The sequence below is a fragment of the Vibrio sp. STUT-A11 genome (assembly GCF_026000435.1).
Classification (GTDB): Bacteria; Pseudomonadota; Gammaproteobacteria; order Enterobacterales; family Vibrionaceae; genus Vibrio.
Genome location: NZ_AP026764.1, coordinates 1716508 through 1741857, shown reverse-complemented (window position 1 = coordinate 1741857; position 25350 = coordinate 1716508). Strand labels below are relative to the sequence as shown.

21 protein-coding genes and 1 tRNA gene are annotated in these 25350 nt (G+C 43.4%); 16 read left to right on the top strand and 6 right to left on the bottom strand.

Features of this window, described 5'->3' with window-relative positions; all coding sequences use genetic code 11:
* Window positions 1–100 precede the first annotated feature (100 nt).
* Window positions 101–712, top strand: coding sequence for an NAD(P)H-dependent oxidoreductase (locus OO774_RS23415; protein ID WP_264907163.1), 612 nt, complete (start codon window positions 101–103; stop codon window positions 710–712).
* Window positions 713–904: 192 nt separating this feature from the next.
* On the opposite strand, the gene OO774_RS23410 is transcribed toward OO774_RS23415, so the two are convergent.
* A complete protein-coding gene (locus OO774_RS23410) occupies window positions 905–1846 on the bottom strand; it encodes a sugar-binding transcriptional regulator (protein WP_264907161.1) in 942 nt (313 codons plus the stop codon).
* A 234-nt stretch (window positions 1847–2080) separates the two neighbouring features.
* On the opposite strand from OO774_RS23410, the gene dalD reads away from it, so the two are divergent.
* The 4 genes from dalD (at window position 2081) to hxpB (ending at window position 7049) form a co-directional block, all read left to right on the top strand.
* The gene (gene dalD, locus OO774_RS23405) at window positions 2081–3448 is read left to right on the top strand and encodes a D-arabinitol 4-dehydrogenase (protein ID WP_264907159.1); all 1368 of its coding nucleotides are present in this window, start codon (window positions 2081–2083) and stop codon (window positions 3446–3448) included.
* A gap of 9 nt (window positions 3449–3457) precedes the next feature.
* Window positions 3458–4918: a xylulokinase gene (xylB, locus tag OO774_RS23400; RefSeq protein WP_264907158.1), complete on the top strand. Its 1461-nt coding sequence runs from the start codon at window positions 3458–3460 to the stop codon at window positions 4916–4918.
* A gap of 116 nt (window positions 4919–5034) precedes the next feature.
* Window positions 5035–6309, top strand: a complete 1275-nt coding sequence (locus OO774_RS23395; RefSeq protein WP_264907157.1) for an MFS transporter — start codon at window positions 5035–5037, stop codon at window positions 6307–6309.
* Window positions 6310–6368: 59 nt separating this feature from the next.
* Complete coding sequence (gene hxpB / locus OO774_RS23390; protein ID WP_264907155.1) at window positions 6369–7049, top strand: hexitol phosphatase HxpB; 681 nt, start codon at window positions 6369–6371, stop codon at window positions 7047–7049.
* Between the two features lie 184 nt (window positions 7050–7233).
* Here hxpB and OO774_RS23385 read toward each other — a convergent pair whose 3' ends face one another.
* A complete protein-coding gene (locus OO774_RS23385) occupies window positions 7234–8355 on the bottom strand; it encodes a Gfo/Idh/MocA family oxidoreductase (RefSeq protein WP_264907153.1) in 1122 nt (373 codons plus the stop codon).
* A 116-nt stretch (window positions 8356–8471) separates the two neighbouring features.
* Here OO774_RS23385 and OO774_RS23380 point away from each other — a divergent pair, with 116 nt between their 5' ends.
* Window positions 8472–9284: an AraC family transcriptional regulator gene (locus OO774_RS23380; protein ID WP_264907151.1), complete on the top strand. Its 813-nt coding sequence runs from the start codon at window positions 8472–8474 to the stop codon at window positions 9282–9284.
* 27 nt (window positions 9285–9311) lie between these two features.
* Here OO774_RS23380 and OO774_RS23375 read toward each other — a convergent pair whose 3' ends face one another.
* Window positions 9312–10142, bottom strand: a complete 831-nt coding sequence (locus OO774_RS23375; RefSeq protein ID WP_264907150.1) for an AraC family transcriptional regulator — start codon at window positions 10140–10142, stop codon at window positions 9312–9314.
* A gap of 569 nt (window positions 10143–10711) precedes the next feature.
* Between OO774_RS23375 and iolE the strand changes: the two genes are divergently transcribed.
* The 6 genes from iolE to OO774_RS23345 all read left to right on the top strand — a co-directional run bounded on the left by iolE (window position 10712) and on the right by OO774_RS23345 (window position 18310).
* Complete coding sequence (gene iolE / locus OO774_RS23370; RefSeq protein ID WP_264907148.1) at window positions 10712–11608, top strand: myo-inosose-2 dehydratase; 897 nt, start codon at window positions 10712–10714, stop codon at window positions 11606–11608.
* 284 nt (window positions 11609–11892) lie between these two features.
* Window positions 11893–12879 carry an inositol 2-dehydrogenase gene (gene iolG / locus OO774_RS23365; RefSeq protein ID WP_264907147.1) on the top strand — a complete coding sequence of 329 codons (987 nt, stop codon included), beginning with the start codon at window positions 11893–11895 and terminating at the stop codon, window positions 12877–12879.
* A 92-nt stretch (window positions 12880–12971) separates the two neighbouring features.
* Window positions 12972–14672 (top strand): solute:sodium symporter family transporter, encoded by a 1701-nt coding sequence (locus OO774_RS23360; RefSeq protein ID WP_264907146.1) that lies wholly within the window; start codon window positions 12972–12974, stop codon window positions 14670–14672.
* A 204-nt stretch (window positions 14673–14876) separates the two neighbouring features.
* On the top strand, window positions 14877–16739 hold the full coding sequence (locus tag OO774_RS23355; protein WP_264907144.1) for a DUF294 nucleotidyltransferase-like domain-containing protein: 1863 nt from the start codon (window positions 14877–14879) through the stop codon (window positions 16737–16739).
* Entirely contained in the window at window positions 16736–17461 is a 726-nt protein-coding gene (locus OO774_RS23350; RefSeq protein WP_264907143.1) for an exonuclease domain-containing protein, read from the top strand. Before OO774_RS23355 ends, OO774_RS23350 begins: the two co-directional genes overlap by 4 nt.
* Window positions 17462–17608: 147 nt before the next feature.
* Window positions 17609–18310: a recombinase family protein gene (locus OO774_RS23345; RefSeq protein ID WP_346015264.1), complete on the top strand. Its 702-nt coding sequence runs from the start codon at window positions 17609–17611 to the stop codon at window positions 18308–18310.
* 708 nt (window positions 18311–19018) lie between these two features.
* Here the strand turns inward: OO774_RS23345 and OO774_RS23340 are convergent.
* Window positions 19019–19109 (bottom strand) — tRNA-Ser (locus OO774_RS23340).
* 326 nt (window positions 19110–19435) lie between these two features.
* Between OO774_RS23340 and OO774_RS23335 the strand changes: the two genes are divergently transcribed.
* Window positions 19436–20116, top strand: a complete 681-nt coding sequence (locus OO774_RS23335; protein WP_264907142.1) for a MaoC family dehydratase — start codon at window positions 19436–19438, stop codon at window positions 20114–20116.
* Between the two features lie 50 nt (window positions 20117–20166).
* Here OO774_RS23335 and OO774_RS23330 read toward each other — a convergent pair whose 3' ends face one another.
* Window positions 20167–20994: a phosphate ABC transporter substrate-binding protein gene (locus OO774_RS23330; RefSeq protein WP_264907140.1), complete on the bottom strand. Its 828-nt coding sequence runs from the start codon at window positions 20992–20994 to the stop codon at window positions 20167–20169.
* Between the two features lie 227 nt (window positions 20995–21221).
* On the opposite strand from OO774_RS23330, the gene OO774_RS23325 reads away from it, so the two are divergent.
* Window positions 21222–21575 (top strand): DUF3024 domain-containing protein, encoded by a 354-nt coding sequence (locus tag OO774_RS23325; protein WP_264907138.1) that lies wholly within the window; start codon window positions 21222–21224, stop codon window positions 21573–21575.
* A 71-nt stretch (window positions 21576–21646) separates the two neighbouring features.
* Here OO774_RS23325 and rnb read toward each other — a convergent pair whose 3' ends face one another.
* The gene (gene rnb / locus OO774_RS23320) at window positions 21647–23650 is read right to left on the bottom strand and encodes an exoribonuclease II (protein ID WP_264907136.1); all 2004 of its coding nucleotides are present in this window, start codon (window positions 23648–23650) and stop codon (window positions 21647–21649) included.
* A 357-nt stretch (window positions 23651–24007) separates the two neighbouring features.
* Between rnb and OO774_RS23315 the strand changes: the two genes are divergently transcribed.
* Together OO774_RS23315 and OO774_RS24050 are read left to right on the top strand one after the other, a co-directional pair.
* Window positions 24008–24943, top strand: a complete 936-nt coding sequence (locus OO774_RS23315; protein ID WP_264907134.1) for a universal stress protein — start codon at window positions 24008–24010, stop codon at window positions 24941–24943.
* 100 nt (window positions 24944–25043) lie between these two features.
* Complete coding sequence (locus tag OO774_RS24050) at window positions 25044–25235, top strand: hypothetical protein (RefSeq protein ID WP_321274375.1); 192 nt, start codon at window positions 25044–25046, stop codon at window positions 25233–25235.
* Window positions 25236–25350: the final 115 nt, after the last annotated feature.

Below are 25350 nucleotides of genomic sequence, written 5' to 3'. Positions count from 1 at the left end.
AATCTAGCCATCAATAAAAAGTAGCCAATCAAGCCCGGTTCGCCGGGCTTCATTTTATGTAAGAAAACAGTCTAAAGAAAGAATGATAGGAACAGTGCAAATGAAAAAATATAGCGTACTTAAGCGAGCTGGTTTCTTAGTTGCTTGTCAGATGCTATGGCTCGCGTGTGTCAATGTTGTCTCTGCTGCAGAGCAGGTTTATAAAACGGATATAAAAACGCTGGTTATTGTCTCACATCCCTATCCAGAAAGGTCAGTGATGACCAAGGGGATGCAGCAAGCTGCTGAAAGTGTTGAAGGAGTTACAGTCCGAAACCTCGAGACTATTTATGGTTTTGATACTCGCGCAATAGATGCGCAAAGAGAGCGCGAGCTAACGAGAGAACACGATCGCATTGTATTTATGTTTCCAACCCATTGGTTCAATATTACCCCGATGATGAAAGCTTACATGAATGATGTTTGGGGGAGTGTAGGACCTGGATTATGGCAGGGAAAAGAAATGCTGCTGGTGACGACTGCGGCTGGTGGTGCAAGTACCTATGGCGAGTCTGGTCGAATCGGCGTTAAACTAGAAGATGTGTTCTTACCAATGAAAGCGAGTGCGCTACATGCCGGTATGACTTACTTAACGCCATTAGCATTTCAATCCGTCTCTCGTTCGAAATTACCTGAATATCAACAAGCGTTGATAGAAAGGCTAACACACTAATTTGGCTAAACGTTTCTACCGTATTAATTAAACACATTAACTTCTCGTGTTTCTACTGAGAAATCGTTGTTGTCTTGATGCAGACTTTCAATTGAGCCGCGAATGGATAGCGTTATGCGGACAATTGAAAGTCTGGTTTAACGGGTCGCGGGCGACACCTGAAGAGATCTACGGCTTAAACTGAAAATTCGTTTATTGCGTTAATAACCATCTCGCTGTTGCTTCGTCGGTAACTAAACCATTCACCCAGTGTCCTCTCAGTGCGGCGAGAATAGCCGGGCGTTTATCTTCCCCACAAGCTGCACCAATTCGAGGACAGTCATTGTTACGTATATCGTAACTGGTGATGAAAGTGTTGATGGTGCAGTCAATCACCTCACCTTCAGCATTGATAAAACGGCCAAGGATTTCGCCTACCGCTCCTTGCTGATTGAGCTCATCTGCCTTATCTGCAGAGATGAAACCGTCTTTGATGATTGGGCTGGCTTTACTCAATGAACCGATACCGAGAAAAATCACGTTTGCACTGTCGGCAACGCTGGATACCTCTTTGAAAACGCGCATACTTGCCCAAGTTTTGAACTCGTCGTTAGAAGTCGCGTAACGTGGGGCGGGCAATTGGAAGTAGTTTGCCTGAATTTTTCGCGCCAGAATCAGTGGCACATCATCATAGTAATTACATTGGCCATCTATGCCCATCGCACTTATTAATGCGACACATTTACTGTTCGGTGCTTCAAAATCAATTCGGTTAATGGCTTTCTTAAGTGTCAGACCAGAACCAATACCAATGATCTGATTTTGCAGGTCTTTCATGTATTTCGACATGAGCTGGAAGCAGCCAAAAGATACGTTATCAAGCGTCTCATCATCGCTGATGGTTGGCACGATATTACACTCTACCAATTGATACTTCTCTTTAAGCAGTTCTGCGTAGTCCAAACAAGTGGAGATCGGATGGTGAAGGCCGACAGAGACAATCCCTTCTTCTTTCGCTGCTGCTATCAGGCGCTGGACAACTGGACGTGATAGGCCAAGTTCAGATGCTATATCGCGCTGATTTCGACCAGATATGTAATACATCCAGGCTGCGCGAACCATCTGATCGGTTTTAAAACTATCGTCTCTCGCCACGTTTTATCCTTATTATTCAGCTTATTGCGTTTCTCTTGATGACAATATTTAGTTCGTCATCGTATCTAGAACACCTATCTTCTCTCTAACTTCGCGTGAGTGCAATAGCAATCAATTACCCACAAATGAACAAAAAACCAATTAACGGTCTTTTGTTCATTTGTGATCTATAGCTCTTTATTTGGTAATTTGATCAATTAGAGTTAAGCCATCAAACAAAAACGAGGAAATATAATGAAAAACCAATATACGTGGCTTCACATCGGTCTGGGTTCATTTCACCGTGCGCACCAAGCCTGGTACCTACACAAGTTGCTAGAAACGGGTGACCAAAGCTGGCATATCGCGGCAGGTAACATTCGCAATGATTCAGAATCAACCGTTGAAACTCTGCGTGAACAGAATGGTGAGTATGTGTTAGAGACGGTTAGTCCAGCAGGGGAGCGTGAGTATGAGGTAATCAAGTCTATTCAGACATTGCTTCCGTGGCAGGAAGATTTGGCACCGCTGATTGAAGAAGGTGCAAAATCTCAGACAAAAGTGATCGCGTTTACCGTCACGGAAGGTGGGTACTACTTAAAAACCGATCACTCGTTGGATGTCGATAACGCAGTCCTAAAAGCCGATCTGAGCGGTGGCCACCAAACGATTTACGGTACGGTGACGAAGATTCTTGAGCGCCGTATGGCGGATAATGCTGGAGCAGTGACACTACTGAACTGTGACAACGTGCGTCACAATGGTGAGCGATTCCGAGATGGTCTGATGGAGTTCCTGACTTTGACTGGTAAGACTGACGTGTTGCAATGGGTGAAGGAAAATACGACGAGCCCGAATACCATGGTGGATCGCATTACACCTCGTCCAGCTGAAGACCTGCCATATCGGATTAAAGAACAAACAGGTATTGAAGATAACGCACCAGTGATGGGGGAAGCCTTTATTCAGTGGGTCATTGAAGACAGTTTCAAAGACGTTCGACCTGCACTAGAAAGTGTGGGCGTGGAAATGGTGGAGTCGGTTATTCCTTACGAAGAGGCGAAAATCCGCATTTTGAATGCTTCGCACAGCTGTATCGCTTGGGCTGGAACATTGGTTGGCCAGTCGTTCATTCACGAAAGTACTTTAACGGATTATATCTACAAGATTGCGCACGATTACGTAAGTCAGGATGTGATTCCTTGCCTTGGTGACAATGGCATCGACCTGCAGACCTATCTTGAGGTGGTGTTAGAGCGCTTTACCAACCCATACATCAAAGACACCAACCAGCGTGTCGCTGCGGATGGATTTTCTAAAATCCCGGCCATGATTACGCCAACGATGATTGAATGTTATCAGCGTGGTGTTACACCAGATGCGACTGCGATGCTTCCTGCGCTGTTCTTTGTGTTTATGCACCAGTGGCACAAAGGTTTACTGCCTTATGAGTATCAGGATGGGATTCTTGATGAAAATGCCGTGCACAGCATGTTTGATTCTGAAGACCCAGTCGCCGTTTACGCGCAGGATGTTGCTTTATTTGGTGAACTAGCCGGTCGTGCGGATTTTGAAACACTGCTGCGAGATAAAATTGCAGCAGCTTACTCAATGATTCAATAAGGAGTGGGCATGTATCTAGGTATAGATCTCGGCACCTCAGAAGTGAAAGCGCTGGTGATTGATGAACACGGAGAAACGGTCGCTTCACACAGCACACCACTGACGATTCAACGCCCGCATCTTCATTGGTCGGAACAGGCACCGCAAGAGTGGTGGGAAGCAACGAACTATTTGATCGGGGCGCTGCGTGAGAAATGCACAGAGTACTGGGGGGCAATTAAAGCGATTGGATTGTCTGGACAGATGCATGGTGCAGTGCTTTTGGATGAGGCAGATGATGTGATTCGTCCAGCTATTTTGTGGAACGACACACGTTGTCACGAAGAGTGCATCGAACTTGAAGCGGCAGCTCCGGATCTGCATGAAATTGCGGGCAACCTTGCGATGCCAGGATTTACGGCGCCCAAGTTAATCTGGGTTCGCAAGCATGAACCGGAAAACTTTTCCCGCATTAGCACTGTTCTTCTGCCGAAAGATTATCTTCGCTTCAAAATGACTGGCAAAAAAGTTTCCGACATGTCGGATTCAGCAGGCACTTTGTGGTTGGATGTCGCTAAGCGTGACTGGTCAGATTCTCTGCTGGATAAATGCCAGTTAACACGTCAGCAAATGCCCGAACTGGTCGAGGGCTGTGAGGTATCGGCTTCTTTATCCGCTGAAATGGCCCACAAATGGGGATTAAGCCCTTCGGTAATCGTCGCTGGTGGCGGTGGTGATAATGCCGTAAGCGCAATCGGTGTTGGTGCGGTAAGTCCGGGTGATGCGTTCATTTCTCTCGGCACTTCCGGTGTGTTGTTTGTGGTCAATGAGAAGTATCGCCCCGCACCTGAGTCTGCCGTACACGCCTTCTGTCATGTTTTGCCACAACGGTGGCATCAGATGAGTGTCATGCTTAGCGCCGCCAGCTGCCTTCAATGGTTCTGCCGCATAGTAGGCACAACGGAAGTGGAGTTGTTGGCTGAAATTGAACAGCTTAGTGAAGAAGAGAAAGCAAAATCGCCAATTTTCTTACCATATCTGTCCGGTGAGCGCACGCCACATAATGATCCTCAAGCAACGGGTATGTTCCACAGCATGACCCATTCCACCAACCGCGCGTTACTTGGCTATGCGGTGATCGAAGGGGTGAGCTTTGGTATTGCTGATGGTTTGCGAGTGTTGCAAGAAAGCGGTACGCACATCGAACAGTGTTCATTGGTGGGTGGTGGTGCCCGTAGTTCGTTGTGGGCTCAGTTGCTCGCCGATATTCTTCACTTGCCAACGATTACTCACAAAGGTGGTGAAACGGGTGGGGCGTTAGGGGCGGCTCGACTCGCTTGCCTAGCGTCAGGAAAATCGGTGGATGAAGTATGTAAGAAGCCGGAAATTCATCGCGTTTATCAACCGAATGTCGAGCGTGAAGCAGGACTGTCTGAGCGTTATTCACGTTTTCGCTCTCTTTACAAAAACGACTTGGCCCTTCGGTCGTAACACTGGCCGTTAAGAGCCTCCTTAGAAAGAACATCACAACTAAAAATGGACTACGCCCCCCAAAAAAGAAAAAGGAGGGGGCGTGGGATTCCTTTACCCTACGAAACGAGGAATATATGGAACACGTAAGCAAACAGTGGCTTGGATTGCCGCTCAATCTGATATGGGGATACGTCGCTATCGCAATCTTTATGACTGGTGATGGCTTTGAACTGGCGTTTCTGTCGCACTACATTACCGAGCTAGGCTTTAGTCCGGCTCAGTCATCTTTTGCATTTACACTGTACGGTTTGGCTGCGGCGTTGGCCGCTTGGGTATCCGGTGTGGTAGCGGAGATCATTACTCCACAGAAAACGATGAAAATTGGTTTTCTACTCTGGTGTGTATTCCACGTACTGTTCTTAACCCTTGGGTTGAGTCAGTCAAACTACGGACTCATTTTACTGTTTTACGGTATTCGTGGCTTGGCTTATCCACTGTTCCTCTATTCATTTATCGTGGTGATTGTACACAACGTTCGCAGTGATGGCGTAAGCTCGGCACTTGGCTGGTTCTGGACGGTATATTCCATCGGTATTGGTGTTGCGGGTAGCTACATACCTAGCTTTACTATTCCTTGGATTGGTGAGTTTGGTACCTTGTGGTTATCGCTGGCATTTTGTGCCGCGGGTGGTCTGATTGCAATGGTCGCTTTGCGTAATGTTAAAACGCCGACGCACATGCATAACCTGACTAACAAGCAGAAACTGACCGAATTAAGCCGAGCAGTAACGCTTCTTTACACCAACAAGAACATACTTTTCTCTAGCTTTGTACGTATTATCAACACGCTGTCGCTTTTCGGTTTTGCGGTCATCATGCCGATGATGTTTGTCGATGATCTTGGCTTTACTACGTCAGAGTGGCTTCAGGTGTGGGCAGTGTTCTTCTTTACCACCATTTTTTCTAATGTCTTCTGGGGGATCTTGGGCGAAAAACTGGGCTGGATGAAAGTAGTGCGTTGGTTTGGTTGTGTGGGAATGGCACTCTCTAGCCTTGCGTTCTATTACATTCCTCAGCATTTCGGTAACAACTTTTACATGGCGTTGATCCCGGCCATTTCTCTGGGGATATTTGTAGCAGCCTTTGTACCAATGGCGGCAGTGTTTCCGGCACTGGAACCAAACCACAAAGGCGCGGCGATTTCGGTTTATAACTTATCTGCCGGATTGTCTAACTTCCTTGCGCCAGCCATTGCGGTGGTATTACTACCGTACTTCAGCACAATCGGTGTGGTCATTGCCTACACTACGTTGTACGTGCTGGCCTTTTTCTTTACCTACTTGATTAATGTTGAACAGCCAAGGTTTGAAACGACATTTGTTGAGTCAGATAAAGTGTCTGTCGTTTAAAAGACTTAGGGTATGGCAATGGTTTTGGTTGTCATACCTTTTCTAATTTTGAGGTAAGCATGAATATAAAAGCGGTTATTTTTGATATGGATGGTGTACTCATTGATTCTGAGCCTCTGTGGCAAGAAGCGCAGATGGAATCACTCGACAGTTTTGGTGTGTGTATTACACGTCACGACTGCGAAAAGATGACAATGGGGAAGCGTGTTGATGAAATAGCGCAAATTTGGTGTGAGGCATATTCATTGACCGTTCCAACGAAAGAGCTGGAAGTGATGATTCTGTCGAAGTTGTGTCATCGTATTTCTACTTCTGGTGAGGCGATGACTGGCGTTTACGAGGCATTAGACTACTTTGCCAAGCAAGGGTTACAGGTTGCATTGGCAACATCTTCCAATCATGTCGTGATTAACGCAGTCTTCGAGCGTCTTCAGCTGTGGGACAAGTTCAGTGTTGTCTGCAGCGCTGAAGATGAAGAATATGGTAAACCCCATCCAGATGTTTATTTAACCGCTGCCCGCAAACTCCACATGGCCGTTGCAGAATGTTTAGTTATTGAAGATAGCTTTACAGGCCTGACGGCGGCGAAAAGAGCGAACATGACGACTTACTTAGTTTCGCCAAATTATGAACAACATAAATTTTCTATCGCAGATGGATGTTATTCCGATTTAGAGTCCATGATGAAAAACCATGACAAGTTCGTGTCTAAATTGCATCTTAAAATATTGACTTGTTAATGTAGCCCTACAGTAGGATTTAGCTGGTCTTTATATTGATTAAAGTAGGTTCCAGCTGAATGACCTGCTCGCTTTTATCTAATCCAGTTTAAACATATTAGCGATCATCTAGCCAATGACGTGAATAACATGAAAAAGCAAGTCAACATACAGCACATGCTAACATGTGCTGTATGCGGTTTACTTAGTCTACCGTAACCCATGTTCCATCTTTAAAAGAAACTTCTGCTGCATCGATAACTTTAGTTACCTCCCAAGCTGCTCTGAAATCGGGATACATCGGTGAATTACTTGTAATGCCCTCAATAAGGTCACGTATCTCAACTGATTTCATGTCGTTATATCCGAGACCATGACCTGCTGAGACACAGAAGTTTTCATAATCAGGATGCTCTGGCCCTGTTAAAATGGTTCTGAACCCTTGTCTAGATTTTTTGTCTTCGGCAGTAAATAACTGTAGTTCAGATAATCTCTCCTGATCATATATTATGGTTCCTTTAGTTCCGGTTACTTCAAACCAAAGGCCATTTTTTCGTCCCCAAGCAATTCTTGAAGATTCTATTGTTCCGATAGCCCCACTCTTAAAACGTACCATCATATGGACTTGATCATCATTTTCTACGTTTTTTGGGATAGGATCGTTTGGCTCATATCTAGTTGTGTAGATTGTACTCATGTCTGCACAAAGCGAAGAGATAGGAGATACTAAGAACTGCGCCATATTAATAATATGTGATCCCATATCACCTAAAGCTCCTGTACCGGAAAATTCGCGTTGTAAACGCCAACTAAAGGGAGTCTTTTCATCTGCTAGATAATCTTCGTTAAATGTACCTCTGAAATGCACAACATCACCAATTTCTCCATTTTCTATGATTTGTTTTGCCAGTTGGATGGTTGGGTTTTTAATATAGTTAAACCCAACTAATGTTTTCACACCAGCTGCTTCTGCTGCTAGTGTCATTATTTTTGCGTCTTCGGAGTTAAGGGCTAAGGGCTTTTCTGAATAAACGTGCTTTCCATTTTTAATTGCTAGAAGAGCAATGTCTTTATGTAAAAAATTCGGGGCACAGATATCTACGATATCGATCTTGGGATCACTCACCAACACTTGCCAATCATCTGTATAACGTTTGAAACCAAATTCTTCCGCTTTTACTTTCGCTTGAGTAAGGTTGATATCGGCGAGAAATTCACATTTAATGGATGCACTTAGAGGGAACACTGCCCCTGCATTTCGATACGCAATAGCATGAGCTTTACCCATGTACCCAGTACCAATCATACCGATACTTAGACTTTTCATAGTTTAATCCTTTTTAAAAATTATGTTATTTTTGTGGGAAAGAACTACATATTAGTGTTTCACATAGTTCTTTGTTCTCGGGAAACAATGATAAAATCAGCGGAGGTTGCTAGTACATGTCTGAAATATTCGACAATTTGTCTGAAATTAATTTCGATGGTTTGAAAGAAGTCTACTTTGGCAGCGTAAAGTATCCGCCTGGTGGTTATCACGGTCCCAGGGTTCAACGTGGATTACAGCTTTTTCATTTGTTATCCGGTGAGGTGACTTTTTATGTTGAAGATACTGAAGTCAATATAAAACCAGGTGAATTTTGTCTTTTACTTCCTGGTAACAAGGAAACCCATCACTTTAGTAAGCATCAAGAAAGCCACCATACTTGGTGTCAGTTAGACTTTTATGAACGGCCTGATTACTACAACAATATTATTCCCAATGCCCCGTTAGTTACGGAACAGAATATGGACTTACTGCGTTTTATGGAGTTGGGGTTATCTTTAACAAGAAATCCGGTTACTCCTACTGTTCAATCGTTAATGTTGTTGGGGCCTGCATTAATTCGTTACTACATTAATTATGCGCATGGGTTTACGTCAGAATCTTCTGAGACAAAAGTACCTAGGTCTATTACAAAAGCCTGCGATTATATGAGTGAGCACCTTGCAGAACCTATTACGTTAACTCAAATTGCTGAAAATTCGAATATAACAGCTAATCATCTGGTGGTTATTTTCAATAAGTACCTATCTATCACGCCGATGAAATATTTATGGCGATTACGCTGTCAGCAGGCTGCACTGCTTCTCAAAGGAACAAGTATTCCTATTGGCAATATTTCGGATCAATTTGGTTTTAGTACGCAGTACCATTTCTCAAGATTGTTTAAGCAGTATTATGGCGTTGCCCCCTCTATTTACAGGAAAAATTAAGATATTTGGGAGTTTCAAGTTAGTTATTCAAACTTTCTTCGCGTGACTGTGTTTTTGCTTCCTGAATTGTAAAGGAGATATGCCAAAATTCTGTTTGAATACCCGGGAAAAGTGATATGGGGAACTAAATCCCGTCTGCTCTGCTATGTGGGCGATAGGTATATTATTTGTATTGTTCAAGATAACACTTGCCCGCTCACACCGGAGTCGCCAAAGATAACGCATTGGAGTGACTGATAAATGAGTTCTAAATAGGTGTATCAAGTGATTAACGGATACGTGTGCGGCTTCTGCTATTTGAGGTAGAGTCAAAGGCCGTGCTATGTGTTGGCTTATATAATCACATGCTAGCAATACACTTCTGGGCAATGGGGGTTGATCATGGTCAGTAGAAGATAATCTATGAGAATAATTAATAAAATAGCGCAGTAGCGATTTTCCTAGCTCCAAAAGTGCATCGTAGGTATCAAGTTCAGGAGACTGAGTAAGTGCTAAACCCAAGTCCATATAACGGATGATTTCACTATTTGCTTCAACAACGGGTGGAATTGGCTCGAGCTGTAGCCGGAGATGATCTGTATTTCCAATAAAGTCTAACTGGCACCAGGTATGGTAACTTTCTTGTGTTTGGCTGAATTGATGAAATTCATGACGCCCAGGTAAGAGAATACAAAAATCTCCTGCATTGAGTGTTAATGTAAATTCCTCTATTTCAAAGGTGACCTGCCCACTATGTAGGTGAAAAAACTGTATACCCCTTTGAATACGTGGTCCTTGGGTACCATTTATAGGGTATTTTATACTCCCAAAGTAAACTTCCTTTAACTCTTCTATAGTGATTTCAGACAATTTTTTCATAGTTTCAGATATGTACCTTTATGTTATTTAGGCATTATATTATCAGGGCTGGTGAAGATAAATACTTTGTGATTGATTGAAAAAATTTATTAGCGATCACAATTATGGATAAAATGTGACATAACGCAAGTTAAGCGTATTTTTGTGACAAAAGCCAATGTGGCCCAGGATAATAGGTAGCATGTCTAATCTGTTGTCTGGGGTATTAATCTGGCTAATGGTGTAATTACTGGCGTAAGAAAATAGGATCAGTAGTCAGGTTGAAATTATTTATAGATATGTTGGGAACAATTTTTTACTCCTGTTAGATTATTTTCAACAACATGAAATGCAGATATTACATCTTTAATAACTTTGAGGTGCATCATGTATAACATTGCTTTATTTTAACGCTGAAGTATATGAGTCGTTAAAACCAGTAAATAATTCGAACTATAACTATATAACTGCTGACCGTTTGTGCAGGCTGGAATTTAATGATCATGTGAAAATATTAAACAGTAAGTCGAAATTAAATTCCAGAGAGAATGGCTCTCACTGGAGGAAAAACAATAACTTGGAGAACATCAATGGATAAGAATAAAGTAAAATTAGGTATTGCTCCTATAGCCTGGACAAACGATGATTTACCTAGTTTAGGTGGTGATAATACCTTTGAACAATGTGTGAGTGAAATGGCTCTTGCAGGATTTACTGGAAGTGAAGTAGGTAATAAATATCCGAAAGATACTGCTGTATTAAAAGAGAAATTAGATTTGCGAGGTATTCAAATTTGTAACGCTTGGTTCAGTACTTTTTTCGCAGATGGAAAAGAAGATGAGACTATTACGGGTTTCCTATCGCATATGAACTTTCTACATGAAATGGGAGCAAAGGTTATCGGATGCTCTGAGCAAAGTGGCAGTATTCAGGGTACAGATAAAGCAGTGTTCGATGAAAAGCCTACATTTAATGAAGAGCAATGGAAAAAAGTTGCATCTGGTTATAATCAGTTATCTGAACTTGCTGCCGAAAAAGGAATGAAAGTTTGTCTTCATCATCATATGGGGACAGCTATCCAAACGCCTGAAGAAATTGATAAGTTTATGGGAATCACTGACCAATCGGTAGGGTTGTTGCTAGATACCGGACATATTTATTATTCAGAGGGAAGTCAGCAGGCAATCATTGATGTATTAACAAAATATGTCGATCGTATTCCTCATGTTCACCTTAAAGATATTCGGGATGAGAAGCGACATCAAGTTATTGATGAGCATCGTAGTTTTCTTGATGGTGTGAGATTAGGCGCATTTACTGTACCTGGTGATGGTGTAATAGATTTCGCACCTGTATTCGAAATCTTGGATAAAAGTAGTTATGAAGGTTGGATGGTTGTAGAAGCAGAGCAAGATCCTGCTACAGCGGATCCGTTAGAGTATGCACTAAAAGCACGTCAATATATTAAAGATATTGCAAATATTTGATTTCCTCGTTAGGAATAAATTTTTGTTCTAGTAGTTACTAAAAAGTAACTATTAGAATGTCAGAAATATTATTGATGCTACTTTATCCCGTTTAATGGGCCTTTTTGTAGGTAATATCTCTGATTTATAGTTTAATTTTGTGAAATATATATCTGTAATAAAGTGATAGTTAATATTATGTCATTTGATATTGGATATAAAAATAATTTTGAAACTGATGCATAAATTAAGAATTGATAATTAAGAAAATTTTCTATTACTGATTTATGAAATAGGAGACGACAATGTATAATATTGCACTTTTCGGCGCTGGACGAATTGGACAAGTCCATTCTGTAAATGTAGATGCACATAAAGATACCAACCTTTATTCAGTTATTGACCCGTTCGCAGAAAATGCAGAGAACTTAGCAACTAAATATGGCGCTAAAGTTCAGTCTATTGAAGAAGCGCTCGCAGACGCTAATGTTGATGGTGTGCTGATTGCTTCTGCTACAGATACGCATGCTGAGTTAATTGAATTGGCAGCAAATGCAGGCAAAGCAATCTTCTGTGAAAAGCCGGTCCATCTTGATATTGATCGTGTACGTGCGTGTCTGAAGACGGTGAACGACAATCAGGTGCCGCTTTTTGTGGCTTTTAACCGCCGCTATGACCCACAGTTTCGCAAGATTCGTGAAATGCTAAGTTCTGGCAGCATAGGTAAAGCTGAATCTCTGATCATTACTTCACGTGATCCATCACCACCACCAGCGGAGTACGTAAAAGTATCTGGTGGCATGTTCCGTGATATGACTATCCATGACTTTGATATGGCGCGTTTTATCATGGGTGAAGATCCTGTGTCTATCTATGCACAGGGGAGTAACCTGGTTGATCCGGCTATCGGTGAAGCTGGTGATATAGATACCGCATTCGTTGTTATGAAGTTCCCATCAGGCGCCTTGGCGACTATCTCAAACACACGCCGTTCTGGCTATGGTTATGATCAGCGTATCGAACTGCATGGTGAAAAAGGTCTGCTGACTGCCAACAACATCAAAGAAGATGCAGTTGAGCAGTGGAACGACGCTGGTTGCACTGCAGCAAAACCAGAGCACTTCTTTCTGCAGCGCTACGATGCGGCTTACAAAGCTGAATGGGAACATTTTGTTGATGTGCTCGCAGGCCGCACTAAACCGGAATGTAGCGGTTATGACGGTGAGCAGGCTTTAGTGATGGCTGATAAAGCCCTAGAGTCTCTGCAGACTGGCAAAGAAGTCAAATTATAATAACTCTATAAATTTTTTAACATTCCAATAGTAGTCTGGCGCCAATTCTGTGTTGGCGTCATGGCAACGTGCAAACACAATTTGGAGGCTACATGTTAGCTCTATTATCCTTTCTTGCATTCACCCTGTTCGTAGCAGGGTTCGCATACTACAAAACACGTGCGGCTCATCTGGAAGAGTCATCGGAAGGTTACTTTCTTGGGGGGCGTTCTCTGACCGGTGTTTATATCGGTGGCTCCATGTTGTTAATGAATATGTCAACAGAACACTTGGTGGGTCTAAATGGCCTATCTTTCCGAACTGGTTTTATCGTTATGGCCTGGGAGGTTATGGCGGCAATCACTATCGTATTGTTTGCGATGTACTTCCTGCCTCGTTATCTCAAACTCGGCATCTCCACGATTCCTGAGTATCTAGAAAAGCGCTTCGACAAGCAGACACTGACGATCACATCGATCCTTTTCCTCAGCATGTATGTCATTTCTTTACTGCCGATCGTGCTTTATACGGGTGCGCTCGCTCTCGAGAGTTTATTTGATGTATCCAATGTTTTTGCAATCGATAAATCAGCGGCGATGTGGCTCATGGTCTGGGGAGTGGGTGGCTTAGGTGCTATCTATGCTGTATTCGGTGGCATTAAAGCTATCGCTGCCGCGGATACAATTAACGGTGTCGGCCTTATTACTGGAGGACTGATGGTAACTGGATTCGCACTAGCCTATGTTGGTGATGGTAATATGTGGAGCGGTTTGGTGGAGGTTTACCAAAGCCACCCTGATAAGTTCAACTCCATCGGTGACAGTGATTCTTTAGTCCCATTTTCTACACTGTTTACTGGTCTAATTGTCTCTAACATGTTCTTCTGGTGTACCAACCAGTCGATTGTTCAGAAAGCACTGGGTGCCAAAAACTTGGCTGAAGGTCAGAAAGGTGTGCTGCTGTGTGCATTCTTTAAGCTAATGATTCCAATGATCATTATCTTGCCGGGTATCATTGCTTTCCATGTGTTCAATGGCCAAATAGACAACCCAGACAATGCCTATCCGAACTTGGTTCACCTTGTGCTACCAGAAGTACTGGTTGGCTTCTTCGCCGCAGTTGTAGTTGGAGCGGTATTCTCGACCTTTAGTGGCGGACTTAGCTCTTCGGTGACTCTGTTTACGGTAAACATCTACAAGAAAACTCTGCGTCCGGATGCTACTGAAGCACAATCCGTTCGTGTAGGAAAACTATTGGGAATGGGGCTTGCGGTAACTTCTATGCTGGTTGCACCACTGGTCGCAAATGCACCGGATGGCCTATTTTACCTGATTCAGCAGTTGCAGGGGATCTTTAACTCGCCAATCCTGAGTGTAGTGTTGGTTGGTCTACTGACTAAGAGAGTACCGGCTATCGCAGCTAAGCTTGGCTTGGTGTTTGGTATGGCGGCATACATTCTGTTTAACTTTGTGATTAAAGTCGATATCCACTTCTTCCACCTTGTCGGCCTTCTGTTTGTAGCAAACGTTGTATTCATGCTAATTGTTGGACACTTCTATCCACAAGATGCGTACGAAGAAGAATACACAGAACAGGTAGATATAACTCCTTGGGCCTTTGGTAAGGCTGCCGCATCACTTATTTGTTTGGCGTCTATCTCTATGTACATCTTCTTAGCTCACAATGTACCGGGCTGGGTGATGAATGGATATTACGTGTTGGCTATTGCTATCTTGGGTTTTGTTTTTTGGTCAATCGCCAAAGAACTGATGCGTGTATCGCAGTCTAAAAAAGTGGCGCCAGTATCTGAATAACTATTGTGGAATATTAAACGTTGTTTAATTTTTTAACCTTAAACCACCTACTGAAGTAGGTGGTTAACATTAAGCAGGTTGAGTTAGTCTAAAGACTAGGTTCCCTTCTCGGGACTCAAGAAAAACCAACTTTTTAAGGTGATAGTTTACCTTCAAATTCCTCTCAGGTGATGACCGAGAGAATTGTTTTGGAAACGTGACGACATGGAACAATCATTACTTCCTAATATCTTTGGTTTTCTGTCTAAACTGCCACCTTTTGAGCAGCTACCTTACGAGGAAGCCAACGTCATGGCTTCTAAGGTAGATATCCTATATCTCCATAAAGGCCAGGCGTTGGAGGAGGAGCAACTGGTTGGCAAAGGGCTTTACATTGTAAGGGTAGGGGCTGTAGAGCAGTATCATCTTGATCAAACACTCAGAGCTCGCTTGGGCAGTGGTGACCTATTTGGTTTCAGCCATCTGTATCGAAAACAGGTATGCTCATATACGGTAAAGGCGATAGAAAATACCTTGTTATACCGTATCCCCAAAGCGGTTCTCTCTGAGCTTATCCGTTGTACACCGTCACTTGGTGATTACTTTTCCGATCTTGAATCGGTGAGGTTGGCCAAGTCAACCACGGTTATGACCAGCGGTGATGAAGCTGTTTACCTGCGCCCGGTAGACTCTGTGATGAATAAAGAGATGGCCATTGTTTCGGCTGACACCTCGATAGATGAAACGGCCAGGGTAATGGTTAGAGAGCACAGGTCAAGCGCCCTAGTAATGCAGGGGCACGAGCTGTTAGGCATTGTGACCGAACGCGATATGACAAAACGTGTCATCGCGAAATGCATGGATTATAGCCAACCTATCTCCACTATTATGACCAGTAACCCGCTAACGATCACCAATGGCACCTCGATGTTAGAGGCTATTGAAACCATGATGCAGCATAATGTGAGGAGTCTTCCTGTTGTAAATGCTGGGAGGGTTCAGGGCGTTGTAACGGCAACAAGTATGGTTGAGCGCAGCCAAGTACAGGCCGTGTTTTTAATTAGTCGTATCTATCGTAAAGAGTCTCTGGAAGAACTGGTGGCGCTTACAAGTCAGCGTACTGCCGTCTTCAGAACCTTAGTTGAGAACCGTACGCATCCTAGAACTATCCAGCATATGATGACCCTTATAGCCGATGCTTATAATAAACGCCTGCTACAACTGGCTGAGAAGTTGTTGGGACCTGCGCCTGTTGACTACGTTTGGTTTGTGGCTGGGTCGCAGGCTCGGTACGAGATCCATAACCTGTCGGATCAGGATAACGGTATCATCCTTAAACGTAAGGTTGATGTTAAAGAGCGGGAGTATTTTGCCAAATTGTCGAATTATGTATGCCAAGGCCTAGATCAATGCGGCTACTCCTTGTGTAAAGGAGACATGATGGCATCTAACCTGAGCTGGTGTACCGACCTGGCGACCTGGACTGGCTATTTTGGCCGTTGGATCAAATACCCCGAAGCAGAAGCGCTGTTAAACTCCAGCGTTTTTTTTGATATTCGGCCACTATATGGGGATTTTGGCTTGGCGGAAGAGCTAAAGGGTAACATTAACCGGTATCTCAATGGAAATAGGCGCTTTATATCCATCATGTTGGCGAACTCACTCAGAGTGTGCCCGCCGCTTGGTATGTTCAGGCAGTTTGTCTTTGAACGGAATGGCACCAATACTAAGTCTTTTAATATTAAGCGTCATGCTGTGAATCTGTTGGTTGAGTTAGCTCGGATCTATGCATTAACGGCCAAGAGTAAAGAGACCAGCATGGAGGAGCGGCTACGCGCTGCAATTAATGCTTCTCTGTTGAGTGAAGAAGGCGGGAGAGAGCTCCTAGAGGCGTTTGATTTTATTAATCAAGTTCGTTTTAACCATCAGTGCAATACCTCCGAGCGTAACCTCGCTTTAAGTAATAACATAACTCCCGAGGTGTTAACTCAATTTGAGAAAAATCATTTAAAGGACGCATTTCGGATAATATCCAGGTATCAAGAAGCAGCAGAGCAGAACTTTAAAACTCTGGAGATCAGAAGGTGATCAGGTTTGGGAAACATAAGAAGAGTCCTCTCGAGAGATTGGAGCTGCAACGCCAGCAGTTTATACAACGCAGTGATATACCTAACGCAGTAAGACGCTGGTTCGCATCGCCTGTCGCATCCGCAGGCAGTGTATTTGCTGCGTTACCCTTGGTGGTTATGGATTTTGAAACCACAGGGTTGGACCCAGAGAGCGATAAGATACTGTCGGTCGGCTTGGTTGAGATCAATGAAAGTGTTTTATCACTGTCTAGTGCCGAGCACTATTACCAGTTATCGCTGGACGGAGTTAAGGCTGAGACTGCTGTAATCAACCATATAGTGCCTGAGACGTTGCATGGCGGTTTGGAAACACAGGCATTTGCGGAAAAAATCCTGAGAGCAATCTGCGGAAAGGTGGTAGTGGTTCACTGTGCCACTATCGAAAAACGTTTTTTGGCGAAGTTGTTACAGTTGCCACAAGATGTTGAGCTCCCAGTTCTCTGGATAGATACCTTAGTTCTGGAAAGTTCGCTATATGTCAACAAGCTCAATTTTCTCAACGATTATCGTCTGTGTAAGATCCGAGAAAAGCGGCAGTTGCCGGCTTATCTGGCACATAACGCTCTTGCAGATGCCGTGGCAACCGGAGAGTTATTGCTAGTGTTAATACAGGAGATTTTTGCCTCAGCCAGCGAGCCGACGTTGGCGGAAATCTATGCAAGATCTTGCGGTTATCGCTAGATCATGTGCTTATTTAACGACTAGTTGCTTGAGCTAGGGTTAGGCGCAGCAGTTAAGCAAAAAGTATAGAACCTAGGCTGACACGAAACATTCTACGGTCGTTCAAAGCATCAGTATTAACTGTAAAGAGATTACTTCAATAGCCGTATACAAGCTTTTTCAACATACAAAAGCGACATTGAACTGTTTAAAGAGACTCAGGTTCGTGGCGGTGTTCCACTAGCGGAAAGACCAGTATTTACTGAATTAGATAAAAAGCTTAATCAAGGTGATGAGCTAACGATTTGGTGGATTGACGAACTTGGTAAAGAGTTTTCAGTATGCTTAAACAACATAAAATCACTCATTGGTCGTGGCGTCATAATTAAAACCATTGTTCAGGATCTGGAGTTCAAACAGGATGACCAAATCACAGGTGCCTTGGTAAAAATGATGGAAGGCTTCGCAGAGTCTGAAAAACACAAACGTCTTTTTGCAGCAGAGCTGGGTCGACGTTCGATCAAAAAAGATTGTGAAGGCTGGAAAGCGAAATTCCGCGGGCGTCAGGTTAACGAAGAAATGCATCAGCAAATTGCACAAGCCCTATTTGAAGGAAAAACGCTGCAGGCTGTTGCTGATGAAACCGGCGCAAGTATTTCTACAGTTAAACGAGTGAAAGCAAAAATTAAAGAAAACGATGAACTAGGTCATCTCAGAGGCCGTGGTTACGGGCGCGGTGGTAAACATGGTGAAAGACGGCATGGAGAGCGAAAACATGGTGGAAGACGCCACGCTAATGAGGAGTCTCACGGTCATAAAAAAGGTCATGAAAGAAGACGACTTCGTGGAGAAGGTAGTAACAGCGAGTAACAAGCTATGAGCTATTTAGATGAAAAACATCTTGTCAATATCGGGGCGGGGGATAGAGCTGGTACTGGATTACAGTTCAGCACATCGCAATGGATAGCGACATAATACTGAAGTCATATATACGATACGTCCTAAACTTCTCCATGGCCGAGAAAATGAATTGTGAAAATTTAACCCGATTCTTCTCTTTCTCAGATTTATTGATGAACTGAAAAAGATTAGAAATCTAACTTACCTGTAGGCATTAATTCACCGTGTACACAAGCATATTAGCCTTGCGCAAAGTTATTTGTTATCGTTGTTGATTCGCTAGTTCCAGTTTCACTTTGAAAAAGAGAGGGAGGAGTAGTGCGTTCCCTCATAAGTAAACGAAGCTCGCAAGGCATTAACGGTAGAAACAATCTCTGAGCGCACTTTCTTGTGGCAATCCCTATCTGGATCAACCTTATTTAGGGATTCAAGAACTTTTATGATGATTGGTTGGCTTCGCCTAATCGCAATGGCGCGAATTTTGGTCTTGAGGCTGAACTTAAAATCGAATGGATAGCCGAGTTTGACTAAGGTTTTTGGGGTACAAAGTCTGACAAAGTAAACAGAGTAGTGGTTTTTGAATAGATACATTAACTCACCTAATTGACTCACCGTAGCCAACCTAGGTACTCTGAAACGAAAAAACCGCTGTAAAAACAGCGGTTTAATCTTTAATAGTGGCGGAGAGATAGGGATTTGAACCCTAGATACGCTATTAACGTATGCCGGTTTTCAAGACCGGTGCTTTCAACCACTCAGCCATCTCTCCGTTGTGGGTCGTATGATAGTGAGAGCGCTGAAGCTTGTAAAGCCTTGAACTAACAAAAAAGAACTGTTTGGTCGTTTTGCACTCATAGGTCTATGCTGTGATAGGTAGCGATAAAGAAGTATCAATTAAAATAGGGCATTTTATAGAGCTTTTACTTTATCTTGATGTTACTCAATAAAATGGTGTTTTATTGCTATCTTTATGAAAATAAAGAGATAATACGCTTTGAGGATACAGGTGTTCGCCCGAAAGTGTTTGCATCAGTTTGTGAACTAATTCAAAATTAACTGGTATAGCCAGTTGTGCTTAAATTTTTAAGGGTGTTTATGAAGGTCACAAATCTATTTAAAGACAAAGTTGATGCGATATCTGCACATCAATCCGAGTTTATGAATTGGATGTCTCCAACGCTACGCGACTATTGGAGTGACTTTTTAGATAGAGCTCAGCACAGTTTCCTGTTCTCTAAAGTAGGCGATCACCATCAACCTGCGATTAATGAAGAAGTTGCGCCACAACCCGCGCCTATCATCATGGCACCAGAAGCTCAAAAGTTGTATCAAGAGCTTGGTGATAAAATTGGTGAAGTTATTCACGTGGGTGAGTGGGTACATGTATCTCAAGAGCGCATTAATCACTTTGCTGCGGTAACTGAAGATATGCAATGGATTCATACCGATCCTGAGCGTGCATCTGCAGAGTCACCGTTTAAGACGACGATTGCTCATGGTTTTTTAACTTTAGCGTTGTTGCCAAAGCTGACAGATTCGGTCGATCCTGACAATCCACTGTTCCCGACAGCGAAGCTCGTTGTAAACTTAGGGCTTAACCAAGTTCGTTTCCCATACCCAGTAAAAGCAGGGAATAACGTTCGTGCAGTGAGCACGCTAACTAAGGTTACGCCAATTAAGAAAGGTCTTGAGATTGAGCGTGAAATCAAAGTGGAAATTGAAGGTGTACGCCGTCCAGGAGCCGTGGTCGTTTCTGTTATCCAACTGCATTTCTAAACGACGGGATGAATGAAAAAAGAGAGCATCGATATGCTCTCTTTTTCTATTTATTGGTCAAATTTTTTCACTGGTGTGTAGCCATATTCCTCCACGGCTTTTTGGCCTTCTTCTGATTTCAGAAATGCCACAAAGTCTTTACCAGCCTGGTCCAGTGAGTCTACTTTATACAGAACTAAGAAAGGTCGCGCTAAGGTGTATTTGTGGTTTGCGATGTTTTCAGTGCTAGGTTCAATACCCTCAAACTGGATAGGTTTCACAGAGCGATCGACTGAGCCCACAGAGATAAAGCCAATAGCTCGTGTGTTATGGTTTACGATCGTTTTCACCATACTGTTACTGTTTACTACCAGGTTGTTAGGGCTGATATCAGAGACTAGACGGTTGTTTACGATTTTGGTGAGACCTAGTAGGCTTTCAAAACTGTAACGAGATCCAGATGAGGCTTCACGTGTCACAACCGCGATTGGTTGATCGTCACCCCCCACTTCTTTCCAGTTTTTAACTTTGCCTTGGTATATGTCAAATAGCTGCTGCTGGGATAGGTTATCTATTGAGTTTGCACGGTTTACGACAATAGCTAATCCATCATAAGCGATAGGGATAACGTTTAGGTCTTCGCCTTTTTCGTTTTCTGTCAGGTATCGGGAGCTCATCCCAATTTTAACCACACCTTTGTTCACCATGGTGATGCCAGCACTCGAACCAATGCCTTGAACAGCAATATAATTGTCTGGGTGCATTTTATTGTACTTCTCGGCTAGAACGTCCATAACACGTGCAACGGAGGTTGAGCCAGAGATATTTACCTCTTTCGCCATAGCGGAAGGAAGAGCGATGGCCATGGCTAGCAGAGTCGCCACAGTAAAACGTAACATATTAAACTCCAAAAAATGGTATCAAGCAGCGCATATGATATTTCGCTGAGGTTACACTTTTGTGAATTGACCTGCGCAGAAGCAGGGAAATTCCTTGTTTTAAAGAAACTTTATATTTGGGATTATAATGTGTTATTCAGCGTAAAGCTTATAAACACAAATGTCGTGAGTACCGCTTTTAATGGTGGTAGGGTGTATACTAAGAACTACCTATCAGGAGATCTTTCATGTCTGTGTCTCAATTGGCAACTAGTCGTTTATACAAATTAGTTCACTCACTCTGTACTGATCGTAATGCTAATTTACCTGTAGAACAGGGCAAGTGTCTTTATGAGCCTGTAGAAAACGGCGTGGAGCTTCATCGTGCACATTTCTTGCTGGATTCCCAGCATAGCGAATATACATCTCCAGTGGCAAAGATTTTATTTGATGAAAAAACGCAACTTTGGCGTTTTTATGTGCCGAGTTATCGTACAGGTGATTTGAATTGGGTACCTTATGAAACCCTACCACAAAGCCAGTCTCTCGAAGCGTTACTGGACGAGTTAGAAAGCGACCCTCTAGCGTGTTTCTGGGAGTGAGTCTTTATAATCATTTTACGTAAACAATAAAAAAGGCGCTTTGAGAGCGCCTTCTTCGTTTTCATTGCTATTTATTCACTAACAGTCTGTTCTGTTTGTGCTTTTGGCGGCTCAGCAAACACCTGGGTTGGCTTAGCGACTAAACTACGGTTTTCTTGGTTTACATCCGCTAAGACGACTTCCAAAGTATCCCCCAGTTTGTATACGGCTTCTTTATCGATAGAGATTGTGCCGTTGTCAGCGTTACACTCAATGCGCTCTTTATTATCAACAATCAGTGAGCCAGGAATAAAGGCTGCTGCGCCATTTTCAAGCAGGCGAACACGTGCACCAGCACGATTGATATCGAAAATCTCGCCTGTGTAACGAGTTTGTTTGCTTGGCTCTTCTGCAAGAGTACGAGCATATAACCAATCAGACACATTGCGCTCAGCGATTTTGTGGTGCTTACGGTGTAGTGCCAGTTCTTCACCAACCTGATCATCAGGTTTTTGAACTGGCTCTTTGTTCAGAATAACCGCTTTTAGCATACGGTGGTTGATCATATCGCCGTATTTACGAATTGGTGATGTCCAAGTCGCGTAAATGTCTAAGCCCATTGCGTAGTGAGGAAGCGGTTCATTACCGACTTCACTGTACGCCTGGAATTTGCGAATGCGGTTATCCAGGTAAGAAGTCTCTTGAACAGACAACCAGCGGCGCAATGCTGCAAAGCCTTCCAGCGTTGAAATTGAGTCAGCCGTGAAGCCATGTGTGCCTTCAGGGTCAACCAACTGAACCACTTCTTCAACTTTTTCTGCTTTAAGGCCTGAGTGAGTATTAAATACACCCATTTCAAACTTTTCGCGTAGAGTACGGCCAGCACAGATATTCGCCGTGATCATCGACTCTTCTACAAGGCGGTTCGCGCTACGACGCATGTCTGCATGAATAGCGATAACGTCATTGTCTTCGCTTAGTTCAAAACGGTAATCTGGACGATCTGGGAATACGACAGCATTCTTTTCACGCCAGTCCGCACGAGCAAGAGAAAATTCGTAAAGATCGCGTACGATTGTGGCGATATCTTCTGATGGTTGCCATTTATCTGAGATACCATTTTCCAGCCAGTCAGACACGTGGTCATAAGCAAGACGAGCGTGAGATTTAATGTTAGCGGCAAAGAAGTTGATGTCTTCACCAACCACTCCTTCTTGGCTTACGGTTACGGTACAGCAAAGTGCAGGGCGTGTTTCACCTTCAATCAGAGAGCATAAATCATCGGCAAGATCGCGCGGTAGCATTGGGATATTGCGACCAGGCAAGTAGATGGTGTAACCGCGTTCGCGAGCCACTTTGTCCATTTCATCTTCTGGCGTAATGTACGCGGTAGGATCGGCAATCGCGATGGTCAGTTCAAAATCACCAGACGCTGTTTTCTTCGCGTGGAGCGCATCGTCCATATCTTTGGTGGATTCACCATCGATAGTTACGAATGGTATGTGCGTTAAATCGACGCGCTCTAAGTCGGCGTCGTCTTTTAATGCCCAGTTCTCAATACCAGCAGGTTCAGAGTTTGGAAGATCGTTTTGTGCCAAGGTGACCCACCATGGTGCGATTTTGTCGTCGGCATCCGTGATTTTCTCGGAGATTTCTACAAAGAAAGTATTGTCCCCTTTTAGAGGGTGGCGAATAAGATGGGCGACAACCCAATCACCTTCATTGAAGCTATCTGGTTTCAGACCTTTCTTCAGTTTTGCTTTCAGAGAAAGCTTTTTCAGTTGAGGGTGGTCAGGGACAACATTCAGCTTACCTTTGAACATTTTCACACGGCCAATAAAGCGAGTAAGTGACTGTTCTAGCAGCTCTTGTGGTTCTGCGACTTCGCGTTCATTCTCTGTGCGAATAATAGCGACAACTTTGTCGCCGTGAATGCACTTTTTCATGTACGCTGGTGGAATGAAGAAGCTGGTTTTGCTATCCACTTCAAGGAAACCAAAGCCTTTATCTGTTGCTTTGATTGAACCTTCTTTTTTAGGAAGGTTTTCTTGCATTTGCTGCTTAAGTTGGGCTAATAGCGGGTTATCTTGAAACATCTTGATTTTCTATCTGATTGTTTTTAGTAAATTTACAGGATGATTTAGCCCTTTTTTAAAACACTTCCCTTTAAGGGGGGTGAGCATAAAAAGGCGCTCGGTTATCGCAATAAATTTACCGAAATAGTGACTGAGACACATGTTACTTGGCATAGGAATGATTGTATAGTGATCATTGTATTCATCAAGGTATTGTCTAGCGCTTTTAGGCACACAAATCGAAGTAGAAGCATAGTATCTAAACCCCGCCTCCCTGTCTGTCCTTCTATCTAAAAACCTAAATTCACTCGTCGTTACAATCGATGACTAGAAAAGTCCCTTTTAGCGACTAAGATTTAATCAATCAAGGGGGTGTATATGAAACGGTTTGAGAACATACTTTTTGCCACTCAAGGTCTTCCTGGGCATAGTGACGCGTTGGGGCAAGCGATTAGAATCGCCTCCTATGATCACGTTCGAGTGTCTGGTCTTATTGCTTGTCCAGATTTTCCTAGCGACTTGGTTCAATATCAACAAGGGTATGAGAAGTCCTTACATGATTCTCTGCTTGAGCGTGTCGAAGCCTTGCGTGTTGAATATGAAGTCTCAAAAGAGCAAGTTCCGTTTCCTCTTTCAGTCAAAAGCAGCGTTCAGCCGGCTGTTTGTATTATTAAGGAAGCAATCACTCACGAGAACGATTTGATCATCAAAGAAGCCGAGCCTATTGATGAAGGATCTGAAGGCTTTAAAGCACTCGATATGACACTGCTGCGAAAATGTCCGTGTGCGGTTTGGTTACATCGCCCAATCAACAAGCCGAGGGATAAGCGACGCATTGCGGTGGCGATTGATCCGATGAAGACGAGTGACGAGCAGCACGCGATGTCGCTACGATTATTAGAACTCTCGCGTTCAATCGCTGACACGTGTGACAGTCGTCTGCATATTATTTCTTGCTGGGAATACTACTTGGAAAACTATTTAGTTGATAATGCTTGGTTCCAAGTTGATGAAGCCCAACTTGCTGATGAAGTTTCTCATGCCAAAGTGAAACATGAGCAAGCGTTGCAAAGCCTGATCAAGGAGTCTGGTATTTCTGGTGAAATGGTGATCCACCTTCTCCACGGCAAGCCAGATGAGCAGATTCCTAATAGTGTTGATGAACTTGAAGTCGATGTACTTGTCATGGGCACGCTCGCCCGAACCGGCATATCTGGGTTCGTTATTGGTAATACCGCAGAAAACATCCTGCAATCGATTAGTTGCTCGTTAGTCGCGATGAAACCCGAAGGATTTGTTTCACCGATTGAGTAACTCAATACTCATTGTCAGAATCACTAACGTCTACGTTTCAAGGGAATCACTAACGTCTACGTTGTTACCACGAAGCTTTAAGTGCTTAAAGGAGGATGATATGAAAGCTCTTTGCCCCATTTGCCGAACCGAAATGGTTGAACGTGCCCACATTCTATTATGTCCGAGAAATGATATTGGGGATTGTTGTTATGATCCGCTCAACATACCGCAGGATGACTCAACAACAACGCTCAACCAGACAAACACATTCAGCGACGTGCGCAGTTACGTTGTCCCTGATACTAAGTAGTTCGAATTAATAGCAATCTCAGTCTATTTTTTAAGTAGATAGTCGTAGCTTGGTGCTCATGAGTTTTGTTCATTGCTTAGTTCCCGACAGTTCGTTCACTGGCATTGCTCGGACT